The sequence below is a fragment of the Mycobacterium sp. 134 genome (assembly GCF_048282715.1).
Classification (GTDB): domain Bacteria; phylum Actinomycetota; class Actinomycetes; order Mycobacteriales; family Mycobacteriaceae; genus Mycobacterium; species Mycobacterium septicum.
Window position 1 is genome coordinate 1,708,354 of record NZ_JBLVUN010000008.1, and the last position, 24,660, is coordinate 1,733,013.

The window sequence follows — 24,660 nt, forward strand, 5'->3', positions numbered from 1 at the left end:
CGATGTTCGCGAACATCGGGTGGGGAGAGATGCTGGTCCTGGTGATCGCCGGTCTGGTGATCCTGGGGCCCGAGCGCCTGCCCGGTGCCATCCGGTGGACATCGGGTGCCCTGCGTCAGGCACGTGACTACGTCAGTGGTGCCACCAGCCAGTTGCGCGAGGACCTCGGCCCGGAGTTCGACGATCTTCGGCAGCCACTGGCCGATCTGCAGAAGCTCCGCGGCATGACTCCGCGGGCCGCGATCACCAAGCATCTGCTCGATGGTGACGATTCGTTCCTGACCGGTGCCTTCGACGACCGCAAGAATGACCAGCCGTCGGTGCCGGGCGACCGGCCGGCGGATGCCGTCAACGGGCAGCCCGCGACAGATCCGCTCGCCAAGCCGGCCGTCAAACCGGCCGAAACGACGTTCGACCCCGACGCCACCTAGCGGCGAGCGGTATCCAGCCCCAGCGACATTCCGGCCAGGCCGCGCTTGCGGGCCGACAATCCCTCTGCGATCTTGCGCAGCTCGGCGCCCGCAGCCGACTCGGGTGCCGACAACACCAGCGGAACACCGGAGTCGCCGGCCGCAACCAGCGCCGGGTCCAGCGGGACCTGGCCCAGCAGCGGCACCTCGGCGCCCACGGAGCGGGTCAGCGAGTCGGCCACCTGACGGCCACCGCCCTCGCCGAACAGCTGCATGACCGTGCCGTCGGGCATCTGCAGGCCTGACATGTTCTCGACCACGCCCGCGATGCGCTGACGGGTCTGCAGCGCGATCGCGCCGGCCCGCTCGGCCACCTCGGCGGCAGCCATCTGAGGAGTGGTCACCACGAGGATCTCGGCACCCGGGATCAACTGGGCCACCGAGATGGCGATATCGCCGGTGCCAGGCGGCAGGTCGAGCAGCAGCACGTCCAGATCGCCCCAGTACACGTCGGCAAGGAACTGCTGAAGGGCCCGGTGCAACATCGGCCCGCGCCACACGACAGGCGTGTTGCCCTGGGTGAACATGGCGATCGAGATGACCTTCACGTCATGGGCGATCGGCGGCAGGATCATCGAGTCGACCTGGGTGGGCCGGTCGGCGGTACCCATCATGCGCGGCACCGAATGGCCGTAGATGTCGGCGTCCAGCAGGCCGACCGACAGGCCGCGGGCGGCCATCGCGGCGGCCAGGTTGACCGTCACGCTGGACTTGCCGACGCCACCCTTGCCGGAGGCCACTGCGTAGACCCGGGTCAGGGAGTTGGGCTGGGCGAACGGGATCACCGGTTCGCGGGAATCGCCACGCAGCAGCTTGCGCAACTCGGCGCGCTGCTCGTCGTCCATCACGTCCAGGCTCACCTTGACGGCGCCGGTGCCGGGAACGTCGGTGGCGGCAGCCTTCACCAGGTCGGCGATCTCGTTCTTCTTCGGACAGGCCGCGGTGGTCAGGTAGATCTCGACGTGCACGCCGTGGTCGGCCTCGATCGAGATGTTCTTGACCATGCCGAGTTCGGTGATCGGCCTCCGCAATTCGGGGTCGATCACCTTGGCCAGCGCGGCGCGAACCGCGGATTGCAGCTCAGTGGCAGATTCGGACATCACTGCCGAGTCTACGGCGGCGGCACACGCCCCCGGATCCAGGCCGGGTTCAACCCTGCGTCAGGCCGGGCCCGGGGCAGGCCCAGGGGCAGGGCCGGGGACCGGCCCCAAGACCGGAGCCGGCGGCGCGGCCTCGATCGGCGGGCCGATCGGGGCGGGTGCAGGCCCTGGGGGAGGAGCCTGCTGCGGTGCCGGGATGGGCCCGGGGCCGGGCGGCGGCAGCTGCTGCAGTCCGGGAGCGGGCGGGGGAAGCTGCTGCGGTCCGGGAGCGGGCGCCGGCGGCGGAGCCTGCTCACCCAGGCAGAAGACCACGCATGCGGGTTGACGCGGCTGCTCCCACGGCGGGACCCATGGCGGCGGGGCGGCCGGGGTCTCCGACGGGATGGCCTGCGCCGGCCTGGCAAGGGGCCGAGTACCTGCCCCGGCGCAAAACCGGGAACGTTCTGCGTGCCGGTCTCATTGCGGTTGAGCAGCGGAATCAGGGCCAGCGGATCGCCCGCGGGCAACCCGGTGGCATCGGCCGGCAGGCCCGGGCCGAGACCCTCTGGGTTGTCCAGATGGGAATCGCCGATCGGGGGGATGGAACCGGTGATCTCGGGCAGGTCGACCGGCACCACGCCCGTGGCATACGCCGCCGCCCAGCCCAATACGTTGCGGGCGTAGGCCACGGAGTTGTTGTACCGGAGGATTGCCGTCATGACCTGGGACTGTTCGCGCAGGTTGAGCCCGCCGCTGCACAGGTAGCGGGCGGCGGCCAGCGCCGAGTCGAACACGTTCTGCACATCGGCCTTGCCGTCACCGTCGCCGTCGGAGGCGTACCGGGCCCAGGTTCCGGGCAGGAACTGCATCGGCCCCATGGCCCGGACGTACGAGATTCGTCCGGCCTGCGCGCTCTGGATGATGATCTCGTTGCCGGGCAAGGTGCCGTCGAGGGCGGGGCCATAGATCGGGCGGACAGCGGTGCCGCGGGCATCGGTGGCGCCACCGTTGGCGTGCCCCGACTCGATCCGTCCGATCCCGGCCAGCAGATTCCAGCTGATGCCGCAGCCGGGGTAGGCCGCGGCCATCATCCGCTCGGCGTTGCGGTACGCCTTCAGAGAAGTTCCTGGAATCCCAAGGGCGCCAGGGCTATTGACGACGAACGCGGGCGGGGGAGCCGATATCGTCGTCATCGGCTTGATGCGGAAGTTCGTCGGGGGTCTCGTCGCTGCCACCACCGCGGGACCGGAGCGGTCGATCCGGGGCGCGACGGCGGCCAGCGGGGTGACCGCGGTGTTGGACACCTCGGGGCCCGGGGCGGCTGATCCTGCACCGGCGACCAGAACGATGGGGGCCAGGACGGCGACGCCGAGTGCGGGCGAGCGCACGAGCTGGCTCATACGGCGCCGAGCGGTTGCGATAGCCGCTCCTCCCCCTACGCGCACTTACCCGTCCTTAAATCAGCTTTGGCCATGTTGTGAACCAAGTCACCATACATAGTCCCGGTTTCCGTTGTTACGACAATGGTCGACAGCGTTATCAACCACCGCGTTTGGACCGGCGCTCGCCGACATCGGCTTTGCTCGGAGCCGCTCGGTCGGTATCGGCGGGTGGGACGAGTTCGGCGAGCAGGTCGCGAAGTTCCTCCAGCTCGCGGCGCAGGTAATCGCGCGTAACGACCTCGCCCACCGCCAGTCGCAGCGATGCCAGCTCACGGGCCAGGTACTCGGTATCGGCCTTGGTCCGTTCGGCCCGGCGCCGGTCCTCCTCGAGCGAGACCCGGTCCCGGTTCTCCTGGCGGTTCTGGGCCAGCAGGATCAGCGGGGCGGCATAGGCGGCCTGGGTCGAAAAGGCCAGGTTGAGCAGGATGAAGGGGTACGGATCCCACTGGAAGGCGAAGACGCCGATGTTCAACGCGATCCAGACCACCACGATGATCGTCTGGATCGCCAGGTACCGGCCGGTGCCGAGGAACCGGGCGATGGACTCCCCGACCTGACCGACCGCCTCGACGTCGACGTGCAGGCCGAAACCGCGCGTGCCACGGGGGGTGTCCAACCGCTGACGCGCTGTCGATTCGCTCATGAACCGGCCACCGGGAGCTCGGGCTCGTCGCGCTCGCGCCAGTCGTCGGGCAGCATGTGGTCGAGCACGTCGTCCACCGATACTGCCCCCAGCAGGTGGTTCTCTTCGTCGACCACCGGCCCGCACACCAGGTTGTACGCGGCGAAATAGCGGGTCACCGCGGCCAGGGAGTCGGCCGGACTCAAGCTCGGCAGGTCGGTGTCGATGATGCCGCTCACCAGGGCCGCGGGCGGCTCGCGCAGCAGCCGCTGCAGGTGGACGCAGCCCAGGTACTGCCCGGTCGGGGTGGCGCTGGGGGGCCGGGTGACGAAGGCCATCGAAGCCAGCGCGGGGGTGAGGTCCGGGTCGCGCACCTGCGCCAGCGCCTCGGCGACGGTGGTGTCGGGCGCGAGCACCACCGGCTCGCTGGTCATCAGGCCGCCCGCGGTGTCGGGTGAGTGGGACAGCAGCCGTCGCACATCCTCGGAATCCTCGGGGTCCATCTTCCGCAGCAGTGTCTCGGCGTCGGCCGGCGTCATGGAGCCCAGCACGTCGGCGGCGTCGTCGGGGTCCATCGCCTCCAGCACGTCGGCGGCGCGCTCGGTGTTCAGCTGGCGCAGCACCGCGGCCTGCTCGTCCTCGGGCAGCTCCTGCAGCACGTCGGCGAGCCGCTCGTCGTCGAAGGCGCGGTACAACTCGTAGCGCCGTTTGACCGGTAGCTCGCGCAGGGCCTCGGCCACCTCGACCGGGCGCTGGCCCTCGAACTGCTCGAGCAGCGAGGCCACGCCCTGGTCGGGCATCGCGAGACCCGACGGGGTCAGCCCGTGCACGTTCTGCCACGCGACGACGTGGATGTTGCTGCGCCGCCCCAGACGTCGCTGTGGACGCACCGCCACCCGGGTCACCACCCAGTCCCGGGTGCGGGTCTGTTCGATGCCCAGATCGACTACCACGACGTCGATTCCGGCCAGCTGTTCCAGATCCGGATCGTCGACCCGCACGCGGGTCTCCAGCACCTGGCCCAACACCAGGACCTCGCCGGGGCGTTGGGCGAAGCGGCGGAGCGACACACTGCCGGTGGCCAGTGTCACCGAGCCGGGCTCGATGGCGGTCACCCTCAGGATCGGAACGAAAATTCTTCGACGGGTGAGCAATTCGACCACTAGGCCGAGAACCCGCGGCTGCTGGCGGACGATGCTGATGCTGATCACCACATCGCGGACACGGCCGATGGACTCCCCGTCGGGGCCCAGCACCACCATCCCCGCTAGCCGGGCCGCGTAGACCCTGTTCACCGCCGCCATGAATTAAAGGGTAGAGACTGTGGTCGTGGAGAACACGTATCGACCCCGTAGAACGTGCCTCTCGGTTCCGGGAAGCAGCCTGAAGATGATCGAGAAGGCCAGAAGCCTGCCCGCCGACGAGGTGTTCCTCGACCTGGAGGACGCGGTTGCGCCCGAGGCCAAGGAATCGGCCCGTGCGCAGGTGGCGGAGGCACTGGCCGACGACGGCTGGGCCGGACAGCTGCGCGGGGTGCGGGTCAACGACTGGACCACACCGTGGACGTACGCCGACGTGATCGAGGTGGTCACCAGGATTGCGGCCGCCGGCACCACCTTGGACCTGATCGTGCTGCCCAAGGTGACCGAGGAGGCTCACGTCCGCGCGCTCGATCTGCTGCTCAGTCAGCTGGAGGCCACGCACGGCCTGGAGCCCGGCCGGATCGGCATCGAGGCGCAGATCGAGAACGCCCAGGGGTTGACCAACATCGACGCGATCGCGGCGGCCCCACGCGTGCAGGCGCTGGTCCTCGGCCCCGGGGACATGGCGGCCAGCCTCAACATGCGCACCCTGGAGGTCGGTGGGCAGCCCGACGGCTACGACATCGGCGACGCCCACCACCACGTGCTGATGCGCATCCTGATCGCCGCGCGCAACCGCGGTATCAACGCGATCGACGGGCCGTATGTGAAGGTGCGCGACGTCGACGGGTTCCGCCGCGTGGCTGGCCGTTCAGCCGCGCTGGGCTACGACGGCAAGTGGGTCCTGCATCCGGACCAGATCGAGGCGGGCAACGAGATCTTCAGCCCACGCCAGGCCGACTACGACCACGCCGAACTGATCCTGGACGCCTACGAATGGCACACCTCGCAGGCCGGTGGGGCCAGGGGAGCGGTGATGCTGGGCGACGAGATGATCGACGAGGCCAGCCGCAAGATGGCGCTGGTGATCGCGGGCAAGGGCCGGGCAGCTGGGATGAGTCGGCTGGCCGAACCGTTCCGGCCGCCGAACTGACCCGGATTGTGTAGTGCCGCACCGCAATCAGGTGCGGCTCCCTACGCGTTGAACACGCCGATCGCGAAGAGCAGAATCCAGCCTCCGTTGAGGAGGGCGCCGATTGCGCCGATGCTGATCCCGGCGATCGCCAGGCCCTGACCCGGCTGTCCGGTCTTCTTGATCTGATTGAGCGCGGTGATCCCGAGTCCGAGTCCGACGAAGGCGGCGAGCAGTCCGATCCCGCACATCGCGAAGAGCGGCAGCGACATGATCGAGGCCACGAGCGATCCGATGGCCACGGTATTGGTGGTGCCGGACGGCGGCATCCCATAGCCGCCGAGGTATCCGGGGGCACCGGGGTATCCATAACCCGGCGGTGGATAGCCGGGCATTGGCGGCGGATAGGGCGGGGGATAGCCGGCGGCACCCGGGAACGGTGGTGGGTAACCGGGCGGTGGCGGGTAGTCGGGCGGGATGTCCGCGGGATAGTCGATCGCAGGCGGATACGACGGGCCGGCCTCGTAACCGGGAGGTTCGAACTCGTATGACGGTTGCGCCTGGCCGGAATGCGGCAGATCCTGGGAATGCTCGATGGAAGGTGCTTCGTAGCCGCTGGACAACGGTTCCGACGGCTGCGAGCCGGGGCCGGATGGCGGCGTTTCGCCCGCGTTGCCGTCCGCGTTTGTCATGCTGATCAACCTAGCGCACGGACAGCGACGCCCCGGGCGCGTGACGTCGGCACCAAATCCGGTGTGAGGGCGTTGCTGTAACGAGAGCAGCCGCCGAGGGGGCGGTGCGGAGGAGAGTGAAGTTCGACATGACGAGCCCATTTCAGTCCGGTCAGACACCGGGTGCCGCGCCGGCCGCGCGCGGTGCGTTGCCGACGCCGCCCAAAGGCTGGCCGATCGGTTCCTATCCGACGTACGCGGAGGCCCAGCGTGCCGTCGACTACTTGTCCGACCAGCAGTTCCCGGTGCAGCAGGTGACCATCGTCGGGGTGGACCTGATGCAGGTTGAGCGGGTCACGGGACGGCTGAGCTGGCCCAAGGTGCTCGGCGGCGGTGTGCTGTCGGGAGCCTGGCTCGGTCTGTTCATCGGCCTGATCCTCGGCTTTTTCAGCCCCAACCCGTGGAGCGCACTGCTCACCGGCCTGATCGCCGGCGTCTTCTTCGGCTTGATCACCTCGGCCATCCCGTATGCGATGGCTCGCGGCACAAGAGATTTCAGTTCGACGATGCAGCTGGTCGCAGGCCGCTACGACGTCCTGTGCGATCCGCAGAGTGCCGAACAGGGTCGGGATCTGCTGGCGCGCTTGACGATCTGACCCGCGGCCCGGCGGCGGGCCGGACGTGTTGGCAAAGGTGCGCAGGTCACGATTGTGACGCGGCACGCCCAAACTGTTGCACATACGCGGGCAGAGCTCTACGGTTTGCGCGCGGGAGCCGCTCCGGCGGCGACAGATTACTCGGACGGAGGCACAGCGGTGCGCGCTCGGCGGCTATGTGCTGCGGCAGTGGCCGCGTTGGCGACGGCCTCGGTGGTGTCGGCTTGTGGTAAAGGCGACGACGGGATCGTCATCAACTACTACACCCCGGCCAACGAGATGGCGACTTTCACCGCCGTGGCCAAACGCTGCAACGCCGAACTCGGCGACCGTTTCACCATCAAACAGGTGAGTTTGCCGAAAGGCGCTGACGACCAACGGTTGCAGCTGGCCCGGCGCCTCACCGGCAACGACAAGACCCTCGACATCATGGCGCTAGACGTGGTCTGGACCGCCGAGTTCGCCGAGGCCGGCTGGGCCGTCCCGCTGTCCGAGGATCCGGCGGGTGAGGCAGAGTCCGACGCGGAGTCGAACACCCTGCCCGGACCGTTGGAAACGGCCCGCTGGCAGGGCAAGCTGTACGCATCGCCGATCACCACCAACACCCAATTGCTGTGGTATCGAGCCGATTTGATGGATGAGCCGCCGTCCACCTGGGACGGCATGGTCTCCGAGGCGAACCGCCTGCACGCGGCGGGCAAGCCCAGTTGGATTGCGGTACAGGCCAAGCAGTACGAGGGCCTGGTGGTGTGGTTCAACACCCTCCTGGCCAGCGCCGGCGGCCAGGTGCTCTCCGATGACGGCAAGACGGTCACCCTGACCGATACCCCGGAGCATCGCGCGGCGACGGTCAAGGCGCTGCAGATCATCTCCTCGGTTGCCACCGCGCCCGGCGCCGACCCGTCGGTGACCCAGACCGATGAGGCGACCGCCCGGCTCGCGCTCGAGCAGGGCAAGGCCGCGCTCGAGGTCAACTGGCCGTTCGTGCTGCCCTCACTGCTGGAGAACGCCGTCAAGGGCGGTGTGAACTTCCTGCCGCTCGACGAACGTGCCGATCTGGCCGGGGCCATCAACGATCTCGGGACCTTCTCACCGACCGACGAGCAGTTCCAGTCGGCCTACGAGGCGAGCAAAGACGTGTTCGGGTTCGCCAACTATCCGGGTGTGACCGAGGGGGAGCCGGCGAAGGTGACCCTCGGCGGGCTGAACCTCGCGGTGGCCGCGACCAGCCGGCACAAGGCAGAGGCGTTCGAAGCCATCCGCTGCCTGCGTAACGTCGAGAACCAGCGCTACACCTCGGTCGAGGGCGGGTTGCCCGCGGTGCGGGAATCGCTCTACGACGATCCGGCATTCCAGACTAAGTATCCGCAGTACGCGATCATCCGCGAGCAGCTAACCAATGCCGCGGTACGTCCCGCGACGCCGGTGTATCAGGCTGTGTCCACCCGCATTTCGGCCACCCTGGCCCCGATCACCGACATCGATCCGGAGCGCACCGCCGATGAGCTGACCGAACAGGTGCAGAAGGCCATCGACGGCAAAGGGCTGATCCCGTGAGCACCACGAAGAGCGGCAACCGTACCTCCGAACGCAAGTTGGCGTTCGGACTGATCGCACCCGCGGTGATTCTGATGATCGCCGTGACGGCCTACCCGATCGGCTACGCGGTGTGGCTGAGCCTGCAGCGCTACAACCTGGCCGCCCCCGACGACACGGCCTTCGTCGGGTTCGCCAACTACCAGACCATCCTCACCGACCGTTACTGGTGGACGGCGTTCGTGGTGACGCTGGTGATCACCGTCGTCTCGGTGACGATCGAGTTCGTGCTCGGCATGGCTCTGGCACTGGTCATGCACCGCACCATCTTCGGTAAGGGCGTGGTCCGCACCGCGGTGCTGATTCCCTACGGGATCGTGACGGTGGCCGCCTCCTACAGCTGGTACTACGCCTGGACCCCGGGCACCGGTTACCTGGTCAACCTGCTGCCCGACGGCTGCGCCCCGCTGACCGAACAATTGCCGTCACTGGCCATAATCGTGCTCGCCGAGGTCTGGAAGACCACGCCGTTCATGGCGCTGCTGCTGCTGGCCGGCCTGGCGCTGGTGCCGCAGGATCTGCTCAACGCGGCCCAGGTCGACGGGGCCGGAGCCTGGACGCGGCTGGTGAGAGTGATTCTGCCGCTGATCAAACCGGCCATCCTGGTCGCGCTGCTGTTCCGCACCCTCGACGCGTTCCGGATCTTCGACAACATCTATGTGCTGACCGGGGGTGCCAACAACACCGGATCGGTGTCGATCCTCGGCTACGACAACCTGTTCAAGGCCTTCAACCTCGGATTGGGTTCGGCCATCAGCGTGTTGATCTTCCTTTCGGTGGCGATCATCGCGTTCGTCTTCATCAAGATCTTCGGTGCGTCGGCGCCCGGTGCAGAGGTGGAGGGTCGATGAGCGCTTGCGCGAAGAGCGAGGGACACCGATGAGCGCTTGCGCGAAGAGCGAGGGACACCGATGAGCGCTTGCGCGAAGAGCGAGGGACACCGATGAGCGAGCGAGTGGGTGCGCGGCGCGCGACCGGGTGGACGGTCGTGAACATCCTGGTGGTGCTCTATGCGCTGATACCGGTGTTGTGGATCCTGTCGCTGTCGTTGAAGCCGACGTCAAGTGTCAAGGACGGCAAGCTGATCCCGTCGCAGATCACGTTCGACAATTACAAGGGCATCTTCACCGGAAACATCTTCACCTCGGCGCTGATCAATTCGATCGGTATCGGCCTGATCACCACGGTCATCGCCGTGGTGATCGGCGGCATGGCCGCCTACGCGGTGGCACGGCTGGAATTCCCCGGCAAGAAGCTGTTGGTGGGTATCGCCCTTTTGATCGCGATGTTCCCCCAGATCTCGCTGGTGACACCGATCTTCAACCTGTGGCGGAGCATCGGGCTGTTCGACACCTGGCCCGGCCTGATCATTCCCTACATCACCTTCGCACTGCCGCTGGCGATCTACACGCTCTCGGCGTTCTTCCGCGAGATCCCATGGGATCTGGAAAAGGCCGCCAAGATGGACGGCGCCACGCCGGCGCAGGCCTTCCGCAAGGTGATCGCTCCGTTGGCCGCTCCGGGCATCGTCACGGCGGCCATCCTGGTCTTCATCTTCGCGTGGAACGACCTGCTGCTGGCACTGTCGCTGACCGCGACCCAGCGGGCGATCACCGCGCCCGTGGCGATCGCGAATTTCACCGGCAGTTCGCAGTTCGAGGAGCCGACCGGGTCGATCGCGGCGGGCGCGATGGTCATCACCATCCCGATCATCATCTTTGTTCTCATTTTCCAGCGGCGCATCGTCGCTGGCCTGACATCCGGTGCGGTAAAGGGGTAATTGGATGGCCGAAATCGTGTTGGACCGGGTCACCAAGAGTTACCCCGACGGCGCAGGCGGCACCAGGGAAGCCGTCAAGCAGTTCTCGATGACCATCGCCGACGGTGAGTTCATCATCCTGGTGGGACCGTCGGGCTGCGGTAAGTCGACCACCCTGAACATGATTGCCGGGCTTGAAGACATCTCGTCGGGCGAACTGCGCATCGGCGGGGAGCTGGTCAACGACAAAGCGCCCAAGGACCGCGACATCGCGATGGTGTTCCAGTCCTACGCGCTCTACCCGCACATGACGGTGCGCCAGAACATCGCGTTCCCGCTGACCCTGGCCAAGCTCAAGAAGGATGAGATCGCGGCCAAGGTCGAGGAGACCGCCAAGATCCTCGACCTGACCGAACTGCTCGACCGCAAGCCGGCCCAGCTGTCCGGCGGGCAGCGTCAGCGGGTGGCGATGGGCCGGGCAATCGTGCGCCGCCCCAAGGCATTTCTGATGGACGAGCCGCTGAGCAACCTGGACGCCAAGCTACGCGTGCAGATGCGCGCCGAGATCGCCCGGCTGCAGAGCCGGCTGGGCACCACGACGGTCTACGTGACACACGATCAGACCGAGGCGATGACGCTCGGTGATCGGGTTGTGGTGTTGCTGGCCGGTGAGATCCAGCAGATCGGCACGCCTGACGAGCTGTACAACAACCCGGCGAACCTGTTCGTGGCCGGCTTCATCGGATCGCCCGCGATGAACTTCTTCCCCGCCACGTTCACCGATGTCGGAGTGCGGCTGCCGTTCGGCGACGTCACCCTGACCCAGCAGGTGCACGATCTGCTGGCGCGTCAGCCCAAGCCCGACAACATCATCGTCGGTATCCGGCCCGAGCACCTGGAGGACGCGTCGCTGCTCGACGGGTACGCCAGGATCCGGGCGTTGAGCTTCCCGGTGCGCGCCGACATCGTCGAGTCGCTCGGTGCGGACAAGTACGTGCACTTCACCATCGACGGTGCCGGTGCCGAGGCGGCGCAACTGGCCGAGCTGGCCGCCGATTCCGGGGGCGGCGTCAATGAGTTCGTGGCTCGGGTGTCGGCAGAATCGACGGTGGCCAACGGTCAGCAGATCCAGCTGGCGTTCGACACGTCCAAGCTGGTGATCTTCGACGCCGCAACCGGGGCGAACCTGACCCGCACCGAACCGGTGGCGGCCGAGGAGCCCGAGACCGCCGAAGCCGAGGCATCCGTGGAAGCCGCGGAACCCGAGGCCGCTGAGCCCGCCGAGTCGGTCGAACCGGCCGGAGAACCGACAGAAGAGTGATCGACGTCCTGGCTGCGGTTCGCGCCCATGTGGTCGAGTACTACGGCGCGGCGGGCATCACTGCCGACCCTGTCAGCGCCAGCGTCACCTTCCTGGGCACCGAGCGCATCGACGTGCTGCGGTTCGGGCCGGATCTGCGGGGCGGCGGCCCCGATCTGTATCACTATGTGACGCTGGGGTGTTCGCGTCATCCGATGTTCGATCCCACAGAACTGGTCTCCGACCCGATCCACGGCCCGCGAGCCGAGGTGGTGCTGTCGCTGCGGGGCCCGACCCCGGGCGGGCTGGCCCGGTCGCTGGCAGTCCTGGCCGCCGCGCCCGCCGTGGAGGGTCTGGTGCTGGAGGCCGACGCACTCATCGACCTGGAGACGCAGTTGTTCGACTCCGCACCGTTCAGTGCATTCCTGCTGGGCCCCAGCGATATCGGCGACGTAACCCTGACCGATCCGTTGTCTCCGGTGACGGTGCTCTCGGCCACGCCGATCACCGCAACCGAGGCGGCCTGGGTGCGGCTCAAGGGTGCGGATGCGATGCGCGAGGCGTGGCAGACCGACGGGGTCGACGTGCTCGACCCGACCCGAAGGGCCGCCAGCCCAAGCTGATTCCGGCTAGAGCCAGTCGTTGTGGCGGAACGTGCGGTACAGCACGAAGCAGATGGTGGCCATCGTCAGCAGCACGGCGGGATAGCCCCACGTCCATTGCAATTCCGGCATGTGCTCGAAGTTCATCCCGTAGATCCCGGCCATCGCGGTCGGTACCGCGGCGATCGCCACCCACGCCGAGATCTTGCGCATGTCCACGTTCTGCTGCATGGCGACCTTGCCGAGCGCGGCCTGCACCAGCGAGCTGAGCATCTCGTCGTAGCTCGTGACGCGGTCGGAGGCCTGCACATTGTGGTCGTGCACGTCGCGCATGTACCGGCGTACCTCGACCGAGATGAGGTCGTTGTGGTCGGTCAGCAACCGTGCCAGCGCGAGGGTCAGCGGCGCCACCGCCCGGCGCATTTCGACGACCTCCCGCTTGAGCAGGTAGATGCACTCGATGTTGGTGTGCGTGCCGGGGGAGAAGATGTCCTCCTCCATGGCGTCGATGTCAGTTTCCATCAGATCGGTCACGTCGAGGTAGCTGTCCACCACGTGGTCGGCGATCGCGTGCATGACCGCGAAGGGTCCGAGTTTGAGGATGGCCGGCGAGGATTCGAGCCGTTTCCGCACGCCGGCCAGTCCGGTGTGTTCACCGTGCCGGACGGTGACCACAAAGTCCGGTCCGACGAAGATCATGATCTCGCCGGTCTCGACGATCTCGCGGGCCAGTGCCACCGACTCGTGCTCGACATAGTTGATGGTCTTGAGCACCAGGAACAGTGTCTTGTCATACCGCTCCAGCTTGGGGCGCTGATGTGCGTGCACCGCGTCCTCGACGGCCAGCTCGTGCAATCCGAAAACGTCTGCCACCGACTGCATCTGGAATTCGTCGGGCTCGTGCAGGCCGATCCAGACGAACGCCTTCTGGCCCGCTGCCTGTAGTTCGCGGACCTTGTTCAGCGCTGCGGCGTGGGTGTATTTGCCGGGCAACCGGTCACCACCGCTGTACACACCGCAATCGACCATGGCCCGTGCCACCGGGACGTGGATCGCCTTGGCGTCGGGCTCCGCGGGCCGGGGCCGTGCGGTCGACCGCAGGGCCGGTGGCAAAGCGCGGAATGAGGGCATGGACTCCGACCTTCCTGCGCGGTGTGCAGCAACCTGATCAGCACAACGAATGCTACGCGTACCTACTGTTAAGTAACGCTCACCAGCGGGGAACCCGGCCCTGTGAGAAATGGCATTGAAGTACCCTTGCGCCGTGTCGGAAAGTACAGTCGCCTCCTCGCCCGAGCGCTCGCCTGCGGAGCGCACCCCGCAAGTTGTCATCGAAGACGCCGAGATCTTCGATCATCACGAAGGCGGAAAGCTCTCGGTCGAGTTGAAGGAGCCGCTGGACACCCAGCGTGCGCTGTCGATCGCCTACACACCCGGGGTCGCCCAGGTGAGCCGGGCGATCGCCACTGATCACACCCTCGCGGCCAAGTACACGTGGGCCAACCGCCTGGTGGCGGTGGTCAGCGACGGTACTGCGGTGCTGGGCCTCGGCGATATCGGCCCCGCGGCGTCGCTGCCGGTCATGGAGGGCAAGAGCGCGCTGTTCAAGTCCTTCGGCGGGCTCAACTCGATCCCGATCGTGCTCGACACCAAGGATCCCGACGAGATCGTCGAAACCCTGATCCGGCTGCGTCCGACGTTCGGCGCGGTGAACCTGGAGGACATCTCGGCCCCGCGGTGCTTCGAGATCGAGCGCCGGGTCATCGAGGCGCTGGACTGCCCGGTCATGCATGACGACCAGCACGGCACGGCGATCGTGGTGCTGGCCGCGCTGCTGGGCGCCACCAAGGTGCTCGAGCGTGACATCCATTCACTGCGCGTGGTCATCTCGGGCGCCGGTGCAGCGGGTGTGGCCTGCGCCAACATCCTGCTGAACAAGGGCATCACCGACGTCGTCGTGCTCGATTCGCAGGGCATCGTGCACTCCGGCCGTGACAACCTCAATGCGTTCAAGGCGGAGCTGGCCGGGCGCACCAACCCGCGCAAGCTCACCGGCGGTGTGGCCGAGGCGCTCGAGGGCGCCGATGTCTTTCTCGGGGTTTCGGCCGGTGTCGTGCCCGAGGAGTTCATCGCCACGATGGCTCCCAACGGCATCGTCTTCGCGCTGTCCAACCCGGATCCCGAGATCCACCCGGACGCCGCCCGCAAGTACGCGGCGGTCGTGGCGACCGGGCGCAGCGATTTCCCGAACCAGATCAACAACGTGCTGGCCTTCCCCGGGGTGTTCCGCGGTGCGCTGGACGCCGGTGCCCGCCGCATCACCGAGAAGATGAAGGTGGCGGCTGCCGAGGCGATCTTCTCGGTCGTCGGCGACGATCTCGCGGTCGACCACATCGTGCCCAGCGCGCTGGATCCGCGGGTCGGCCCTGCGGTTGCGGCCGCGGTCGCAGCGGCGGTTGACCCCGCAGAGTCCTGAGCTCACGAATGCGCCGCACCCTGGCGTCGGCACTATTGCTGTTGTTGGCGCTGGTGTCGGCCGGTTGCGGTGGCCATTCGGCCCCGGCCGTTCTCGCGGTCGGGGCGGGGCAGGGGCCTGACTCGGCGCTGCTCGGCCATCTGTACGCGGCGGCGCTGCGCTACTACGGCACGCCGGCCGCGGTCACCGAGACCGACGGCGTCCCCAGCGTGCTGGATTCCGGATCGGTGACGGTGCTGCCGGGGTTCACCGGCCGGTTCCTGACCGAGCTGAATCCGAACGCGACGGCGCGTGCGGATGAGCAGGTCTACCGGGACCTGGTATCGGCGCTACCCGAAGGCGTCGCGGCCGGTGACTACACCATGTCGGCGCAGGACAAACCCGCTCTGGTGGTCACCGAGGCTACCGCCACGGCGTGGGGCGGAACCGATCTGAGCGCGCTGCGCCGCAACTGCGCACAGGCGCGGCCGGGTGCGGTGTCCGGTGCTGAGGTGCCCAAAGCGGTGGGCTCGTGCACGCTGCCCAAGGCGCTCGTGTTCCCCGATGGCAAGAGCCTGTTCGCGGCGCTGCGGGCCGGCAAGATCAACGCGGCCTGGTCGACGACGGCCGATCCGGCCATCCCGTCGGACCTGACCGTGCTGGCCGACAAGACGGCGCTGATCCGTGGCGAGAACGTGGTGCCGCTGTATCGCCGCAACACGCTCGACGAGCGCCAGATCCTGGCACTCAACGAGATCGCCGGTGTCCTCGACACCGGGTCACTGGCCGATATGCGCAGGCAGGTCGCCGAGGGCAAGGATCCCGGTGCGGTGGCCGATGCGTTCCTCCAGGCCAACCCGCTGGGCCACTAGTCCGGCAATCTGCGGTTGACGACCAACCCCGCCACGGCGGCCAGCACCAGGATCATCACCCCCAGCCGGAACCAGCCGGTGCTGGCATCACCGCGGGTGGTCTCGTAGCCGAACTGGTTCTGCAGCGTGGCGTAGACGTCCTTTAGTTGGTCGCCGTCGGTCGCGTGATAGAGCCGTCCGCCGGACAGTCGTGCAACATCGCGCAGGGTGTCGTCGGCGACCGGCACCGGGAGGTTCTGGTTCTCAAAATCGACCACGCCGAAGGCGGTGCCGAAGGAGATGGCCGAGACCGGTACACCCTGGTCCCTGGCCGCGCGGGCGGCGGTGAAGGCTCCTTTGGGCGCATTCGGATCGGTCGGCACGTTTTCCTTGCCGTCCGACATCAACACGATGCGGGCCGGGGGTGGCTCGTCCCCGGTGCCGAGTACGGCGCCGACCGTCGCGATCGACTGCAGTGCGGTGAATATCGCTTCGCCGATAGCGGTGCGTTCGATCACCTGAAGCTTGCCGATGGCAGCGGTAGTGGCGTTGTGGTCGGTGGTCGGGGAGACCAGAAGCAGGGTGGTGCCGCCGAACGCGATGAGCCCTAGATTGATCCCCGGCGTCAGCTCGGCGGCGAATCGCTTGGCAGCGTCGTTGGCCGCGGCGAGACGGGTCGGCGGCACATCGGTGGCGTTCATGGACGGAGAGACGTCGAGCACCAGCATGACCACGGCACGGTTGCGCGGTGTCCTGATGTCCCGGGTGGGTCCGGCCAGTCCGACGGTCGACACCGCCAGCGAGCACACCAGCAAGACGGCGGGCAGGTGGCGCCAACGCGCAGGCCGATGCGGCGCAACGCTGGCCAGCAGGTCCAGATTCGCGAAGCGCAGGACACGCTTGCGGCGCGACGCCTGTGCAGCCGCGTACCACGCGCACAGGGCAAGGATTGCCGCCAGGAACAGGAACCACCAGCTGTGCGCGAAATCGGAGAGGGGTAGCGGACCGAGGACCGGCACCGTTGGCTCCTGTCGTCAGTCTCAGGCGTGGCGGATGTGCAGCGGCAGTTCCGCGTCGGCCTGCCCGCCGACGGCCGCCCCGATGATGGCCAGGACACGAGGATCCGTCACGACGTACACCTGACGTTTCCCATGCCGTTGTGCCCGCACCAGGCCGGCCAATTTGAGCTTGCCCAGGTGGTGGCTGACGGTGGCGAGACTCTGGCCGGTCTTGTCCGCCAAGGTGCCGACGTCCTGCTCGCCGGCGGCGAGCAGCCACAGGATGTGCAGGCGCACGGGCGCGGACAGCAACCCGAAGATGGCGGCGGTGTCTTGCAAGAGCCGGGGCAACAGCTCGCCGTCGGCCGAGGTGGGGTCGGGCACGGAACTCCTCTCGGTGGTACCTGCCAGGCTGACGCATTTCAAACAGTTGTGCAACCGTTTGACTGTTTGAGTGTCGTGGGGTCTACTGGGTGCTGACGGCGCCGGGAAGGCGCTGCGACGGACGGCGACTTGGAGGTGGACCCCATGATCGAGGGAAGTAGTCCCCGCCTCCGCGTGCGGACGCAGCGCAGCCCGCTGACGTTCGACTGACCGCGATCGGTCCACGCGGAGCAGAAACCACCCAAGGAATCTCCGAAGCGTAAGGACCGGATATGAGCACACCGGGTATGCACGAGCTGGCCGCGGCGCCGGCCTTCACGGTGCTGCAGCAGATGGCCGCGACCCCGCGGGGTCTGACCGAGGCCCAGGCTGCCGACCGGCTACATCGATACGGCGACAACCTGCCACCGACGTTGTCGGAGGACGGTTTTCGCGCCCGGCTGACCGCGGCGCTGCGCAGCCCGTTCGTCGCGCTGCTGAGCGTTCTCGCGGCGGTCTTCGTGGCGGTGGGTGACCCGAGGGGATCCACCACGGTGGCGGTGATGGTCGTCCTGGCCGTCGGGTTGAGGCTGTGGCAGCAGACCAGGTCGGTGCGTGCGACCCGGCAGCTGCGCACCCTGGCGACGGCTACGACGACGGTGCGCCGCCGCGCCGACGATCTGGCGGAACCGATCGAGCGCGAGGTGCCGGTCAGCGACCTGGTACCGGGTGACGTCGTCGCGCTGCGGGTCGGGGACGTGGTGGCAGCCGATCTGCGTGTGTTGTCCTGCAGCGATCTCCTCATCGATCAGTCGGTGCTCAGCGGCGAGGCATTGCCCGTCCAGAAGAGCACCACGGTGGACGACGGCGCCGCGACAGGCACGGGGATTGTCGGTTCGGCCAACCTGTGCTTCGCGGGTTCGGCCGTTGTCGGGGGCAGTGCCACCGCGGTGGTGGTGGCCACCGGAAGCCGGACCTATAGCGCGTCGCTGGCACGCGATGCCGCGAACCTGCGCCCGGAATCCAGCTTCGACACCGGGGTCCGCGCGGTCGGCTGGACGCTGATCCGGTTCATGCTCGTGCTGGTCCCGGTCGTCTTCGTGGTCAGCGGAGCAGTCTCCGGGATCTGGCCGCAGGCAGCGATGTTCGCGGTGGCCGTCGCCGTGGGCCTCACCCCGGAAATGCTGCCGGTCATCGTCACCTCGAATCTCGCCCGCGGTGCCACCCGACTGGCCAGAGAGAGGGTTGTGGTCAGTCGGCTCAACGCAATTCAGGATCTCGGTGCTGTAGAGGTGTTGTGCGTTGACAAGACCGGAACGCTTACCGAGGACCGGGTGGTCTATGCCAACAGCGTCGACGTGACGGGCCGTCCCGATCAGGGCGTGGCTGAGTTCGCGTACCTGGCATCTTTTTTCGCCGACGAATCGCACGACCGGCTGGATGCCGCGATGTGCGAGATGCTGACCGAGCAGGGCATGCCGCTGCTCGCCGAGGGCGCGTTCGACAAGATCGACGAGATCGCCTTCGACCCAGCGCGCCGCCGGTCGAGCGTGGTGGTGCAACGCCAGCCGGGGGAGCACCTGCTGATCTGCAAAGGTGACCCGGACCGGGTACTGGCCCGATGCTCGCGAGTGTGGCTGGAGCAAGCGGATGTCGCGCTGGGCGATGATCTCCGTCTGGAAGCCGATGATCTCGTACAGGCCTACCGCAGGCAAGGCATGCGCGTGCTTGCCGTGGCGGTCAAGCCCCGGCCCGTCTTGAGCACTACAGCGCGGACGACGAAACAGACCTGGTACTCGCCGGATTCGTGGGTTTCGTCGATCCGGTCCGGGCCAGCGCGGCCCCTGCGGTCGGCGAGCTCGCCGACCGCGGCGTCGCGGTCAAGATCCTCACCGGCGACAGTGCGATCGTGGCGCGCCAGGTTGCCGGTCAGATCGGCGTCGACCCCGAGCGTGTGCTCGTCGGCGCGCAGATCGATCGGATCAGTGACCGTCGGCTCGCTGGGGTAGCGCCCGGAACCTCGGTCTTCGCCGAGCTGGGACCGGGCCACAAGGTGCGGATCGTGGCCGCCCTTCGTCAACATGGTTGTGCCGTGGGGTTTCTCGGTGACGGCGTGAACGACGTCGCGGCGCTACGCATCGCCGACGCCGGCATCGCGGCCGATACGGCCACTGACGCGGCCAAGGACGCCGCCGACGTGATCCTGCTGGAGAAGGATCTCCAAGTGGTGGCTCGCGCGGTGGTCGAGGGCAGACTCACCCTGGCCAACACCATGAAGTACGTCAAGATCACCGCGGCGTCGAACTTCGGCAACGTGTTGTCTGTCGTGGCCGCAAGCGTTTTCCTGCCGTTCCTGCCGATGCTGCCCGTGCAGTTGATGGTGCAGAACCTGCTGTACGACATGTCGCAGTTGTCTCTCCCATGGGATCGGGTCGATCGTGATTACCTGCGGGCGCCCCGGCGCTGGCCGTCGTACGGACTGGTCGGATTCATGGTGGTCTTCGGGGTGCTGAGCTCGATCTTCGATCTCGCCACGTTCGCGATGCTGTGGTGGGTGTTCGGTGCGGGCGACAATCCGGCGATGTTCCACGCCGGATGGTTCGTCGAGGGCCTGCTGACCCAGCTTGCGGTGGTGGTGGTACTGCGTTCGAAGAACGCTCCGTGGCGCGGTGACCGCCCGGCGCGGGTCGTGGTGGCGGCATCGGCCGCGGTCGCGAGCGTCGGTCTGGTGCTGGGTTTCACCCCGTTGGCCGGCCTGCTCGACATGAGCCCGCTGCCGATGACGTACGCATTGTGGTTGATCGCGGTCCTCGCGGTGTACGGATTCGCCGCACACCTGGCCAAGGGCAGGTACCTGCGCCGGCACCGTAGCTGGCTGTAAATCTGCCGATTCTCAACGATTTTCGAAAGCGAGCGCAGTATGACGACTGCGGAGATGTTGCTGCGCCTCGGTGCCGGTGTGGGCCTGGGAGCATTGATCGGCCTGGAGCGCCAGTACCGGGCGCGCATGGCGGGACTGCGCACGAATGCGCTGGTGGCGGCCGGGGCGACGCTTTTCGTGTTGCTCTCGGCGCATGGCTTTGCCGGCGCGACCGCGGACCCGACCCGGGTGGCCGCCCAGATCGTTTCCGGTATCGGCTTTCTCGGCGGCGGGGTGATCCTGCGCGAGGGACTGACCGTGCGTGGCCTGAACACCGCAGCCACGCTGTGGTGTTCGGCCGCGGTCGGGGCGCTTGCGGGTGCCGGGATGTACGCCGAGGCGTTGGCCGGGACGGCCGTGGTGGTGGCCGTACATGTGATCCTGCGGCCCGTCGGGATGTTCGTCGACCGCAGGCCTGACACCGGAACCGAAGATCCGACCACATACACGTTCCGCGCGCTGGCCGACGACAGTGCCGAGGCGCACGTGCGCACCGTACTGGTGGATGCGTTGTCCCGCACCGATTTTGCCTTGCAATCGGTGCAGAGCACGCATATGACCGACGGTGGCCGGGTCGAGGTGTGCGCGACCCTGCGGGCTCCCGGCCGTGACGACAAGGGCATGGAGGCTGCGCTCAGCCGATTGTCGTTCGAGCCCTCGGTGATCAGTGTGCGATGGCAGATCGACGAGCCCGTTACCACCAGCGACGATCAGGACTGAGGCGATATGGCTGTGACACAGACCTTTCCGACCCGGGGCGCACTGTCCCGACCGGCTCGCAGCGTGGCGGCCGATGTACTGGTGTTCGTCGGTGCGGCCGCCGTGCTGTGGGCGGTCGTCCGGTTGGTGCAGAGCGCAGCGGTGCCCTGGGAGGCGTCCTCGGCGCCGTCCTCGGTATCCACCGACCTGGCGAATCTGCCCTACTACGCCGGCCGCTCACTGTTGCGCATGTTCGCTGCGCTCGGGCTTTCGCTTGTGTTCACCTTCGTCTATGCCACCGCTGCGGCGCGGTTGCGCCGGGCCGAGAAGGTGCTGATCCCACTGCTGGACATCCTCCAGTCGGTGCCGATCCTGGGATTTTTGTCGATCACCATCACCGGTTTCATCGCGCTGTTCCCCGGCTCGGAGCTGGGATTGGAGTGCGCCGCGATCTTCGCGATCTTCACCTCGCAGGCCTGGAACATGACGTTCTCGTTCTACTACTCGCTGAAATCCCAGCCGCGTGAGCTCGATGAAGCGTGCCGGTTGCTGAGACTTTCCCGGTGGCAACGGTTCTGGCGGGTCGATCTGCCCGGCGGCATGATTCCGCTGGTCTGGAACGGCATGATGAGTTTCGGCGGGGGCTGGTTCTTCCTCACCGCGGCCGAGGCGCTCAGCGTCAACAACCATGACTTCGCACTGCCGGGGATCGGCGCATTCGTCGCCGCCGCGAGCGATGCCGGCGAGCTCGACAAGGTGCTGGTGGCCATCGGGGTCATGATCGTGTTGGTGGTCGGTGTGAATGTGCTGTTCTGGCGGCCGCTGACCGCCTGGGCGGAACGGTTCCGGTTGGAGGACTCCGAGGCGGCACAGGCGCCACGGAGTCTCACTCTGGACGTGTTGCGCCGGTCGAACGTATCGCGCCTGGTGGGGCGTCCGCTCGGACTGCTGGTCTATCCGATGGACCGGTTGATGGCCGTTTTCGGTATGGCCGAACGTCCGTTGCGGACGCCGGTGGGCCGGCGCCGGGCGGGGGACTGGACCTTCGGGGCGGTCTTGGCGGTGCTCGTCGGCTACGGCTGCTACCGCGCCGTCGGCTTCATCTCGGCGACCGTGGGCCTGGGTGAGGTGGGGCACGCCCTGCTGCTCGGCCTGGCCACGTTCGCGCGAGTCGTGGTGCTCGTGCTGGTCGCCACTGTGGTGTGGGTCCCGATCGGGGTGTGGATCGGGCTGAACCCCAAGGTATCCCGCCTGGCGCAACCGGTGGTGCAGGTGCTGGCGTCGTTCCCGGCGAACTTCCTGTTCCCGTTGGTCACCGCGGTGCTGCTGTTCACTGGCGTGAGTCTGGATATCGGCGGCATCCTGCTGATGTCACTCGGCGCGCAGTGGTACATCTTGTTCAACGTCATCGCGGGGGCCAGCGCGATCCCCAACGATCTGCGCGAGGCCGCTGCCAATATGCGGCTACCGCGAATACTGTGGTGGCGCAAGCTGATTCTGCCTGCGATCTTCCCCAGCTATGTCACCGGCGGTATCACCGCGGCCGGTGGGGCGTGGAACGCCTCCATCGTGGCCGAGGTGGTCAGCTTCAACGGCGCCACCTTGACCGCGACCGGACTGGGCGCCTACATCACGGAGGCCACCGCGGTAGGTGACGGCGGCCGGATCCTGGTCGGCGTGATCGTCATGAGCATGTACGTCGTGGCGACCAATCGGCTCTTCTGGCGTCGCCTCTACACCCTGTCCGAGCGTCGATTCTCCCTGTCCTGAAATGCGTCCTGAAACGAAAACCGATGGAGGTTCCCATGGCTGACAACGTGCTGGTCAGCGTCGACGGTGTGAGCAAGAGTTTCGCCGGTTCGGCCGGTGACTCCCTGCAGGTACTCGACGACATCAACCTGGACCTGCGGTCCCGTGAGATCGTGGCGCTGCTGGGCCGGTCCGGCTCGGGCAAGTCGACCCTGCTCCGGACGATCGCCGGTCTGAGCGCACCTACCCGCGGTTCCGTGCAGTACCGCGGCACCGAACTCAACGGGGCGAATCCCGGCACCGCCATGGTGTTTCAGACGTTCGCCCTGATGCCGTGGCTGACGGTGCAGGACAATGTCGAACTCGGTCTGGCCGCCCGCGGCGTGCCGCCTTCGAAGCGCCGGGCGCAGGCACTGGCCGCGATCGACATGATCGGTCTGGACGGGTTCGAATCCGCTTACCCCAAGGAGCTTTCGGGCGGCATGCGGCAACGCGTCGGATTCGCGCGGGCACTGGTACTCGAACCCGACCTGCTGTTGATGGACGAGCCGTTCTCCGCTCTCGACGTGTTGACGGCCGAGAACCTGCGCACCGAGCTGATGGCGTTGTGGACCGGAGGGCAGTTCCCGACCCAGGCCATCTGTCTGGTGACACACAACATCGAGGAGGCTGTGCTGCTCGCCGACCGGGTCATCGTGCTCGGCGCCAATCCCGGCCGCATCCGCGCCGAGGTCGCGGTGGATCTCCCGCGTCCCAGGGACCGTCGCGCACCGGCCTTCGAGGCGTTGGTCGACAAGCTGTACGAGTTGTTGACGGGTACCGAATCCGGCGCTCTACCGACTGAATCCGCTGAGTTGACCCCCACGAGCTCACCGCTGCCGGATGCCACCGTCGGTGGATTGGCCGGCCTGGTGGAGATCGTCGCCGCCAAGGGCGGCGAGGCGGACCTGCCCGACCTCGCCACCGAACTCAATTTCGAGATCGACGATCTGTTGCCGCTCGTGGATGCCGCGGCGATGCTCGGCCTGCTCGGCGTGCATCACGGCAACCTCGCGCTGACCCCGACGGGATGCGAATTCACCAGTGCCGACATCCAGTCCAGCAAGTGGATCTTCGCCGAGCAAGCGCGCATGCGTGCTCCATTGGTCCGCACCATCTGCACCGCGTTGGGCACCAGCTCGGACGGAAATCTGCGGGCCGGGTTCTTTCTGGATCTGCTCCGTCGCGGGTTCGGACCGGAGGACGCCCAGCGTCAACTCGACATCGCGATCGACTGGGGCCGCTACGGCGAGCTTTTTGACTACGACACCGACAGCGACCAGATCAGCGCGGGATCATGCGACCCATCGCGGAGGCGAACAGCTTCTGGTATCCGGAGCCGGTGATCCGCACGATGACGTCGAGGATCTTGGCGTCGGGACCGACGAGCACGCGCGCCTTGTCCTTGCGCACCGCCTCGAGGATGATCTTGGCCGCGCGCTGCGGAGTGGTGTTGGCCAGCTTCCGGTCGAAGGTCTCGGCGAGCGCCTTCTGGTCCAGCCCCTCGGCGACCGTGGCATTGCGCGCGATGGCGGTCTTGATCCCGCCCGGGTGCACACACGTCACCTTGACCGGATGCTTGGCCAGGGCCATCTCCTGACGCAGTGCCTCGGTGAAGCCGCGCACCGCGAACTTGGCCGAGTTGTAGGCGGCCTGGCCGGGAACCGAGAAGATGCCGAACAGGCTGGAGACGTTCACGACGTGCCCGTCGCCGGAGGCGATCAGGTGCGGCAGGAAGGCCTTTGTTCCGTTGACGACGCCCCAGTAGTCGACGTCCATGACCCGCTCGATGTCCTTGAACTGGCTGACCTCGACGTCGCCGCTGAATGCGATGCCCGCGTTGTTGTAGATCTGGTTGACCTTGCCGAAGTGCTCCTTGACCGCGTCGGCGTAGAGCAGGAAAGCCTCGCGCTCGGTGACGTCGAGCCGGTCGGTCTTGACCTCGGCGCCGATCGCCTTGAGCCGTTCCTCGGTGACCGCCAGGCCTTCGGTGTCGACGTCGCTGATCGCGAGTTTGGCGCCCGAGCGTCCCAGCTCGATGGCCAGCGCCTGCCCGATGCCCGATCCGGCGCCGGTCACGACGGCGACCTTTCCGGCGAAGCCCTCCATAGAACA

The 24,660-nt window shown here is 67.3% G+C and carries 22 protein-coding genes and 2 pseudogenes; 15 read left to right on the forward strand and 9 right to left on the reverse strand.

Going from position 1 to position 24,660, the window contains the following annotated elements:
- Positions 1-2 precede the first annotated feature (2 nt).
- Complete coding sequence (gene tatB, locus ACNQVK_RS13000; protein ID WP_418029838.1) at positions 3-431, forward strand: Sec-independent protein translocase protein TatB; 429 nt, start codon at positions 3-5, stop codon at positions 429-431.
- Here tatB and ACNQVK_RS13005 read toward each other — a convergent pair.
- From ACNQVK_RS13005 to ACNQVK_RS13020, 4 genes and pseudogenes are all read right to left on the reverse strand, one after another.
- Positions 428-1,570, reverse strand: a complete 1,143-nt coding sequence (locus tag ACNQVK_RS13005) for an Mrp/NBP35 family ATP-binding protein (protein ID WP_164480875.1) — start codon at positions 1,568-1,570, stop codon at positions 428-430. The genes tatB and ACNQVK_RS13005 overlap by 4 nt on opposite strands.
- A gap of 60 nt (positions 1,571-1,630) precedes the next feature.
- Positions 1,631-2,949 (reverse strand): annotated as a pseudogene (locus tag ACNQVK_RS13010) (lytic transglycosylase domain-containing protein).
- Positions 2,950-3,088: 139 nt separating this feature from the next.
- Complete coding sequence (locus ACNQVK_RS13015; RefSeq protein WP_418029839.1) at positions 3,089-3,634, reverse strand: DUF1003 domain-containing protein; 546 nt, start codon at positions 3,632-3,634, stop codon at positions 3,089-3,091.
- On the reverse strand, positions 3,631-4,917 hold the full coding sequence (locus ACNQVK_RS13020; protein WP_044519778.1) for a magnesium transporter MgtE N-terminal domain-containing protein: 1,287 nt from the start codon (positions 4,915-4,917) through the stop codon (positions 3,631-3,633). The genes ACNQVK_RS13015 and ACNQVK_RS13020 overlap by 4 nt, the downstream gene beginning before the upstream one ends.
- Positions 4,918-4,942: 25 nt before the next feature.
- Between ACNQVK_RS13020 and ACNQVK_RS13025 the strand changes: the two genes are divergently transcribed.
- Complete coding sequence (locus tag ACNQVK_RS13025) at positions 4,943-5,908, forward strand: HpcH/HpaI aldolase/citrate lyase family protein (protein ID WP_418029840.1); 966 nt, start codon at positions 4,943-4,945, stop codon at positions 5,906-5,908.
- A 41-nt stretch (positions 5,909-5,949) separates the two neighbouring features.
- Here ACNQVK_RS13025 and ACNQVK_RS13030 read toward each other — a convergent pair whose 3' ends face one another.
- A complete protein-coding gene (locus ACNQVK_RS13030; RefSeq protein WP_418029841.1) occupies positions 5,950-6,579 on the reverse strand; it encodes a DUF4190 domain-containing protein in 630 nt (209 codons plus the stop codon).
- A 128-nt stretch (positions 6,580-6,707) separates the two neighbouring features.
- On the opposite strand from ACNQVK_RS13030, the gene ACNQVK_RS13035 reads away from it, so the two are divergent.
- The 6 genes from ACNQVK_RS13035 to ACNQVK_RS13060 all read left to right on the forward strand — a co-directional run bounded on the left by ACNQVK_RS13035 (position 6,708) and on the right by ACNQVK_RS13060 (position 12,492).
- Entirely contained in the window at positions 6,708-7,214 is a 507-nt protein-coding gene (locus ACNQVK_RS13035) for a general stress protein (RefSeq protein ID WP_090428291.1), read from the forward strand.
- 159 nt (positions 7,215-7,373) lie between these two features.
- Entirely contained in the window at positions 7,374-8,771 is a 1,398-nt protein-coding gene (locus tag ACNQVK_RS13040; RefSeq protein ID WP_418029842.1) for an ABC transporter substrate-binding protein, read from the forward strand.
- Complete coding sequence (locus tag ACNQVK_RS13045; protein ID WP_418029843.1) at positions 8,768-9,661, forward strand: carbohydrate ABC transporter permease; 894 nt, start codon at positions 8,768-8,770, stop codon at positions 9,659-9,661. Before ACNQVK_RS13040 ends, ACNQVK_RS13045 begins: the two co-directional genes overlap by 4 nt.
- Before the next feature lie 104 nt (positions 9,662-9,765).
- On the forward strand, positions 9,766-10,590 hold the full coding sequence (locus ACNQVK_RS13050) for a carbohydrate ABC transporter permease (RefSeq protein WP_418034151.1): 825 nt from the start codon (positions 9,766-9,768) through the stop codon (positions 10,588-10,590).
- A 4-nt stretch (positions 10,591-10,594) separates the two neighbouring features.
- Entirely contained in the window at positions 10,595-11,890 is a 1,296-nt protein-coding gene (locus ACNQVK_RS13055) for an ABC transporter ATP-binding protein (RefSeq protein ID WP_418029844.1), read from the forward strand.
- On the forward strand, positions 11,887-12,492 hold the full coding sequence (locus ACNQVK_RS13060; RefSeq protein ID WP_418029845.1) for a suppressor of fused domain protein: 606 nt from the start codon (positions 11,887-11,889) through the stop codon (positions 12,490-12,492). Before ACNQVK_RS13055 ends, ACNQVK_RS13060 begins: the two co-directional genes overlap by 4 nt.
- Before the next feature lie 6 nt (positions 12,493-12,498).
- Here ACNQVK_RS13060 and corA read toward each other — a convergent pair whose 3' ends face one another.
- A complete protein-coding gene (gene corA / locus ACNQVK_RS13065; protein WP_418029846.1) occupies positions 12,499-13,602 on the reverse strand; it encodes a magnesium/cobalt transporter CorA in 1,104 nt (367 codons plus the stop codon).
- A 109-nt stretch (positions 13,603-13,711) separates the two neighbouring features.
- Between corA and ACNQVK_RS13070 the strand changes: the two genes are divergently transcribed.
- On the forward strand, positions 13,712-14,947 hold the full coding sequence (locus tag ACNQVK_RS13070) for an NAD(P)-dependent malic enzyme (RefSeq protein ID WP_409544416.1): 1,236 nt from the start codon (positions 13,712-13,714) through the stop codon (positions 14,945-14,947).
- Positions 14,948-14,955: 8 nt separating this feature from the next.
- On the forward strand, positions 14,956-15,798 hold the full coding sequence (locus tag ACNQVK_RS13075) for a glycine betaine ABC transporter substrate-binding protein (protein WP_418029847.1): 843 nt from the start codon (positions 14,956-14,958) through the stop codon (positions 15,796-15,798).
- Here ACNQVK_RS13075 and ACNQVK_RS13080 read toward each other — a convergent pair.
- Together ACNQVK_RS13080 and ACNQVK_RS13085 are read right to left on the reverse strand one after the other, a co-directional pair.
- On the reverse strand, positions 15,795-16,796 hold the full coding sequence (locus ACNQVK_RS13080; RefSeq protein ID WP_418029848.1) for a VWA domain-containing protein: 1,002 nt from the start codon (positions 16,794-16,796) through the stop codon (positions 15,795-15,797). The genes ACNQVK_RS13075 and ACNQVK_RS13080 overlap by 4 nt on opposite strands.
- Before the next feature lie 21 nt (positions 16,797-16,817).
- The gene (locus ACNQVK_RS13085) at positions 16,818-17,159 is read right to left on the reverse strand and encodes an ArsR/SmtB family transcription factor (protein ID WP_418029849.1); all 342 of its coding nucleotides are present in this window, start codon (positions 17,157-17,159) and stop codon (positions 16,818-16,820) included.
- Positions 17,160-17,491: 332 nt separating this feature from the next.
- Between ACNQVK_RS13085 and ACNQVK_RS13090 the strand changes: the two are divergent.
- The 5 genes and pseudogenes from ACNQVK_RS13090 to ACNQVK_RS13110 form a co-directional block, all read left to right on the forward strand.
- Positions 17,492-18,712: pseudogene (locus tag ACNQVK_RS13090) on the forward strand (HAD-IC family P-type ATPase); the annotation flags it as partial.
- A 233-nt stretch (positions 18,713-18,945) separates the two neighbouring features.
- Positions 18,946-20,019 carry an HAD-IC family P-type ATPase gene (locus ACNQVK_RS13095; RefSeq protein WP_418029850.1) on the forward strand — a complete coding sequence of 358 codons (1,074 nt, stop codon included), beginning with the start codon at positions 18,946-18,948 and terminating at the stop codon, positions 20,017-20,019.
- Between the two features lie 39 nt (positions 20,020-20,058).
- Positions 20,059-20,778, forward strand: a complete 720-nt coding sequence (locus ACNQVK_RS13100) for an MgtC/SapB family protein (protein ID WP_418029851.1) — start codon at positions 20,059-20,061, stop codon at positions 20,776-20,778.
- 6 nt (positions 20,779-20,784) lie between these two features.
- On the forward strand, positions 20,785-22,527 hold the full coding sequence (locus ACNQVK_RS13105; protein ID WP_418029852.1) for an ABC transporter permease: 1,743 nt from the start codon (positions 20,785-20,787) through the stop codon (positions 22,525-22,527).
- Between the two features lie 35 nt (positions 22,528-22,562).
- Positions 22,563-23,891, forward strand: a complete 1,329-nt coding sequence (locus tag ACNQVK_RS13110) for a nitrate/sulfonate/bicarbonate ABC transporter ATP-binding protein (protein WP_418029853.1) — start codon at positions 22,563-22,565, stop codon at positions 23,889-23,891.
- On the opposite strand, the gene ACNQVK_RS13115 is transcribed toward ACNQVK_RS13110, so the two are convergent.
- Positions 23,830-24,654 (reverse strand): SDR family NAD(P)-dependent oxidoreductase, encoded by an 825-nt coding sequence (locus ACNQVK_RS13115; RefSeq protein ID WP_044519757.1) that lies wholly within the window; start codon positions 24,652-24,654, stop codon positions 23,830-23,832. The genes ACNQVK_RS13110 and ACNQVK_RS13115 overlap by 62 nt on opposite strands.
- Positions 24,655-24,660 lie beyond the last annotated feature (6 nt).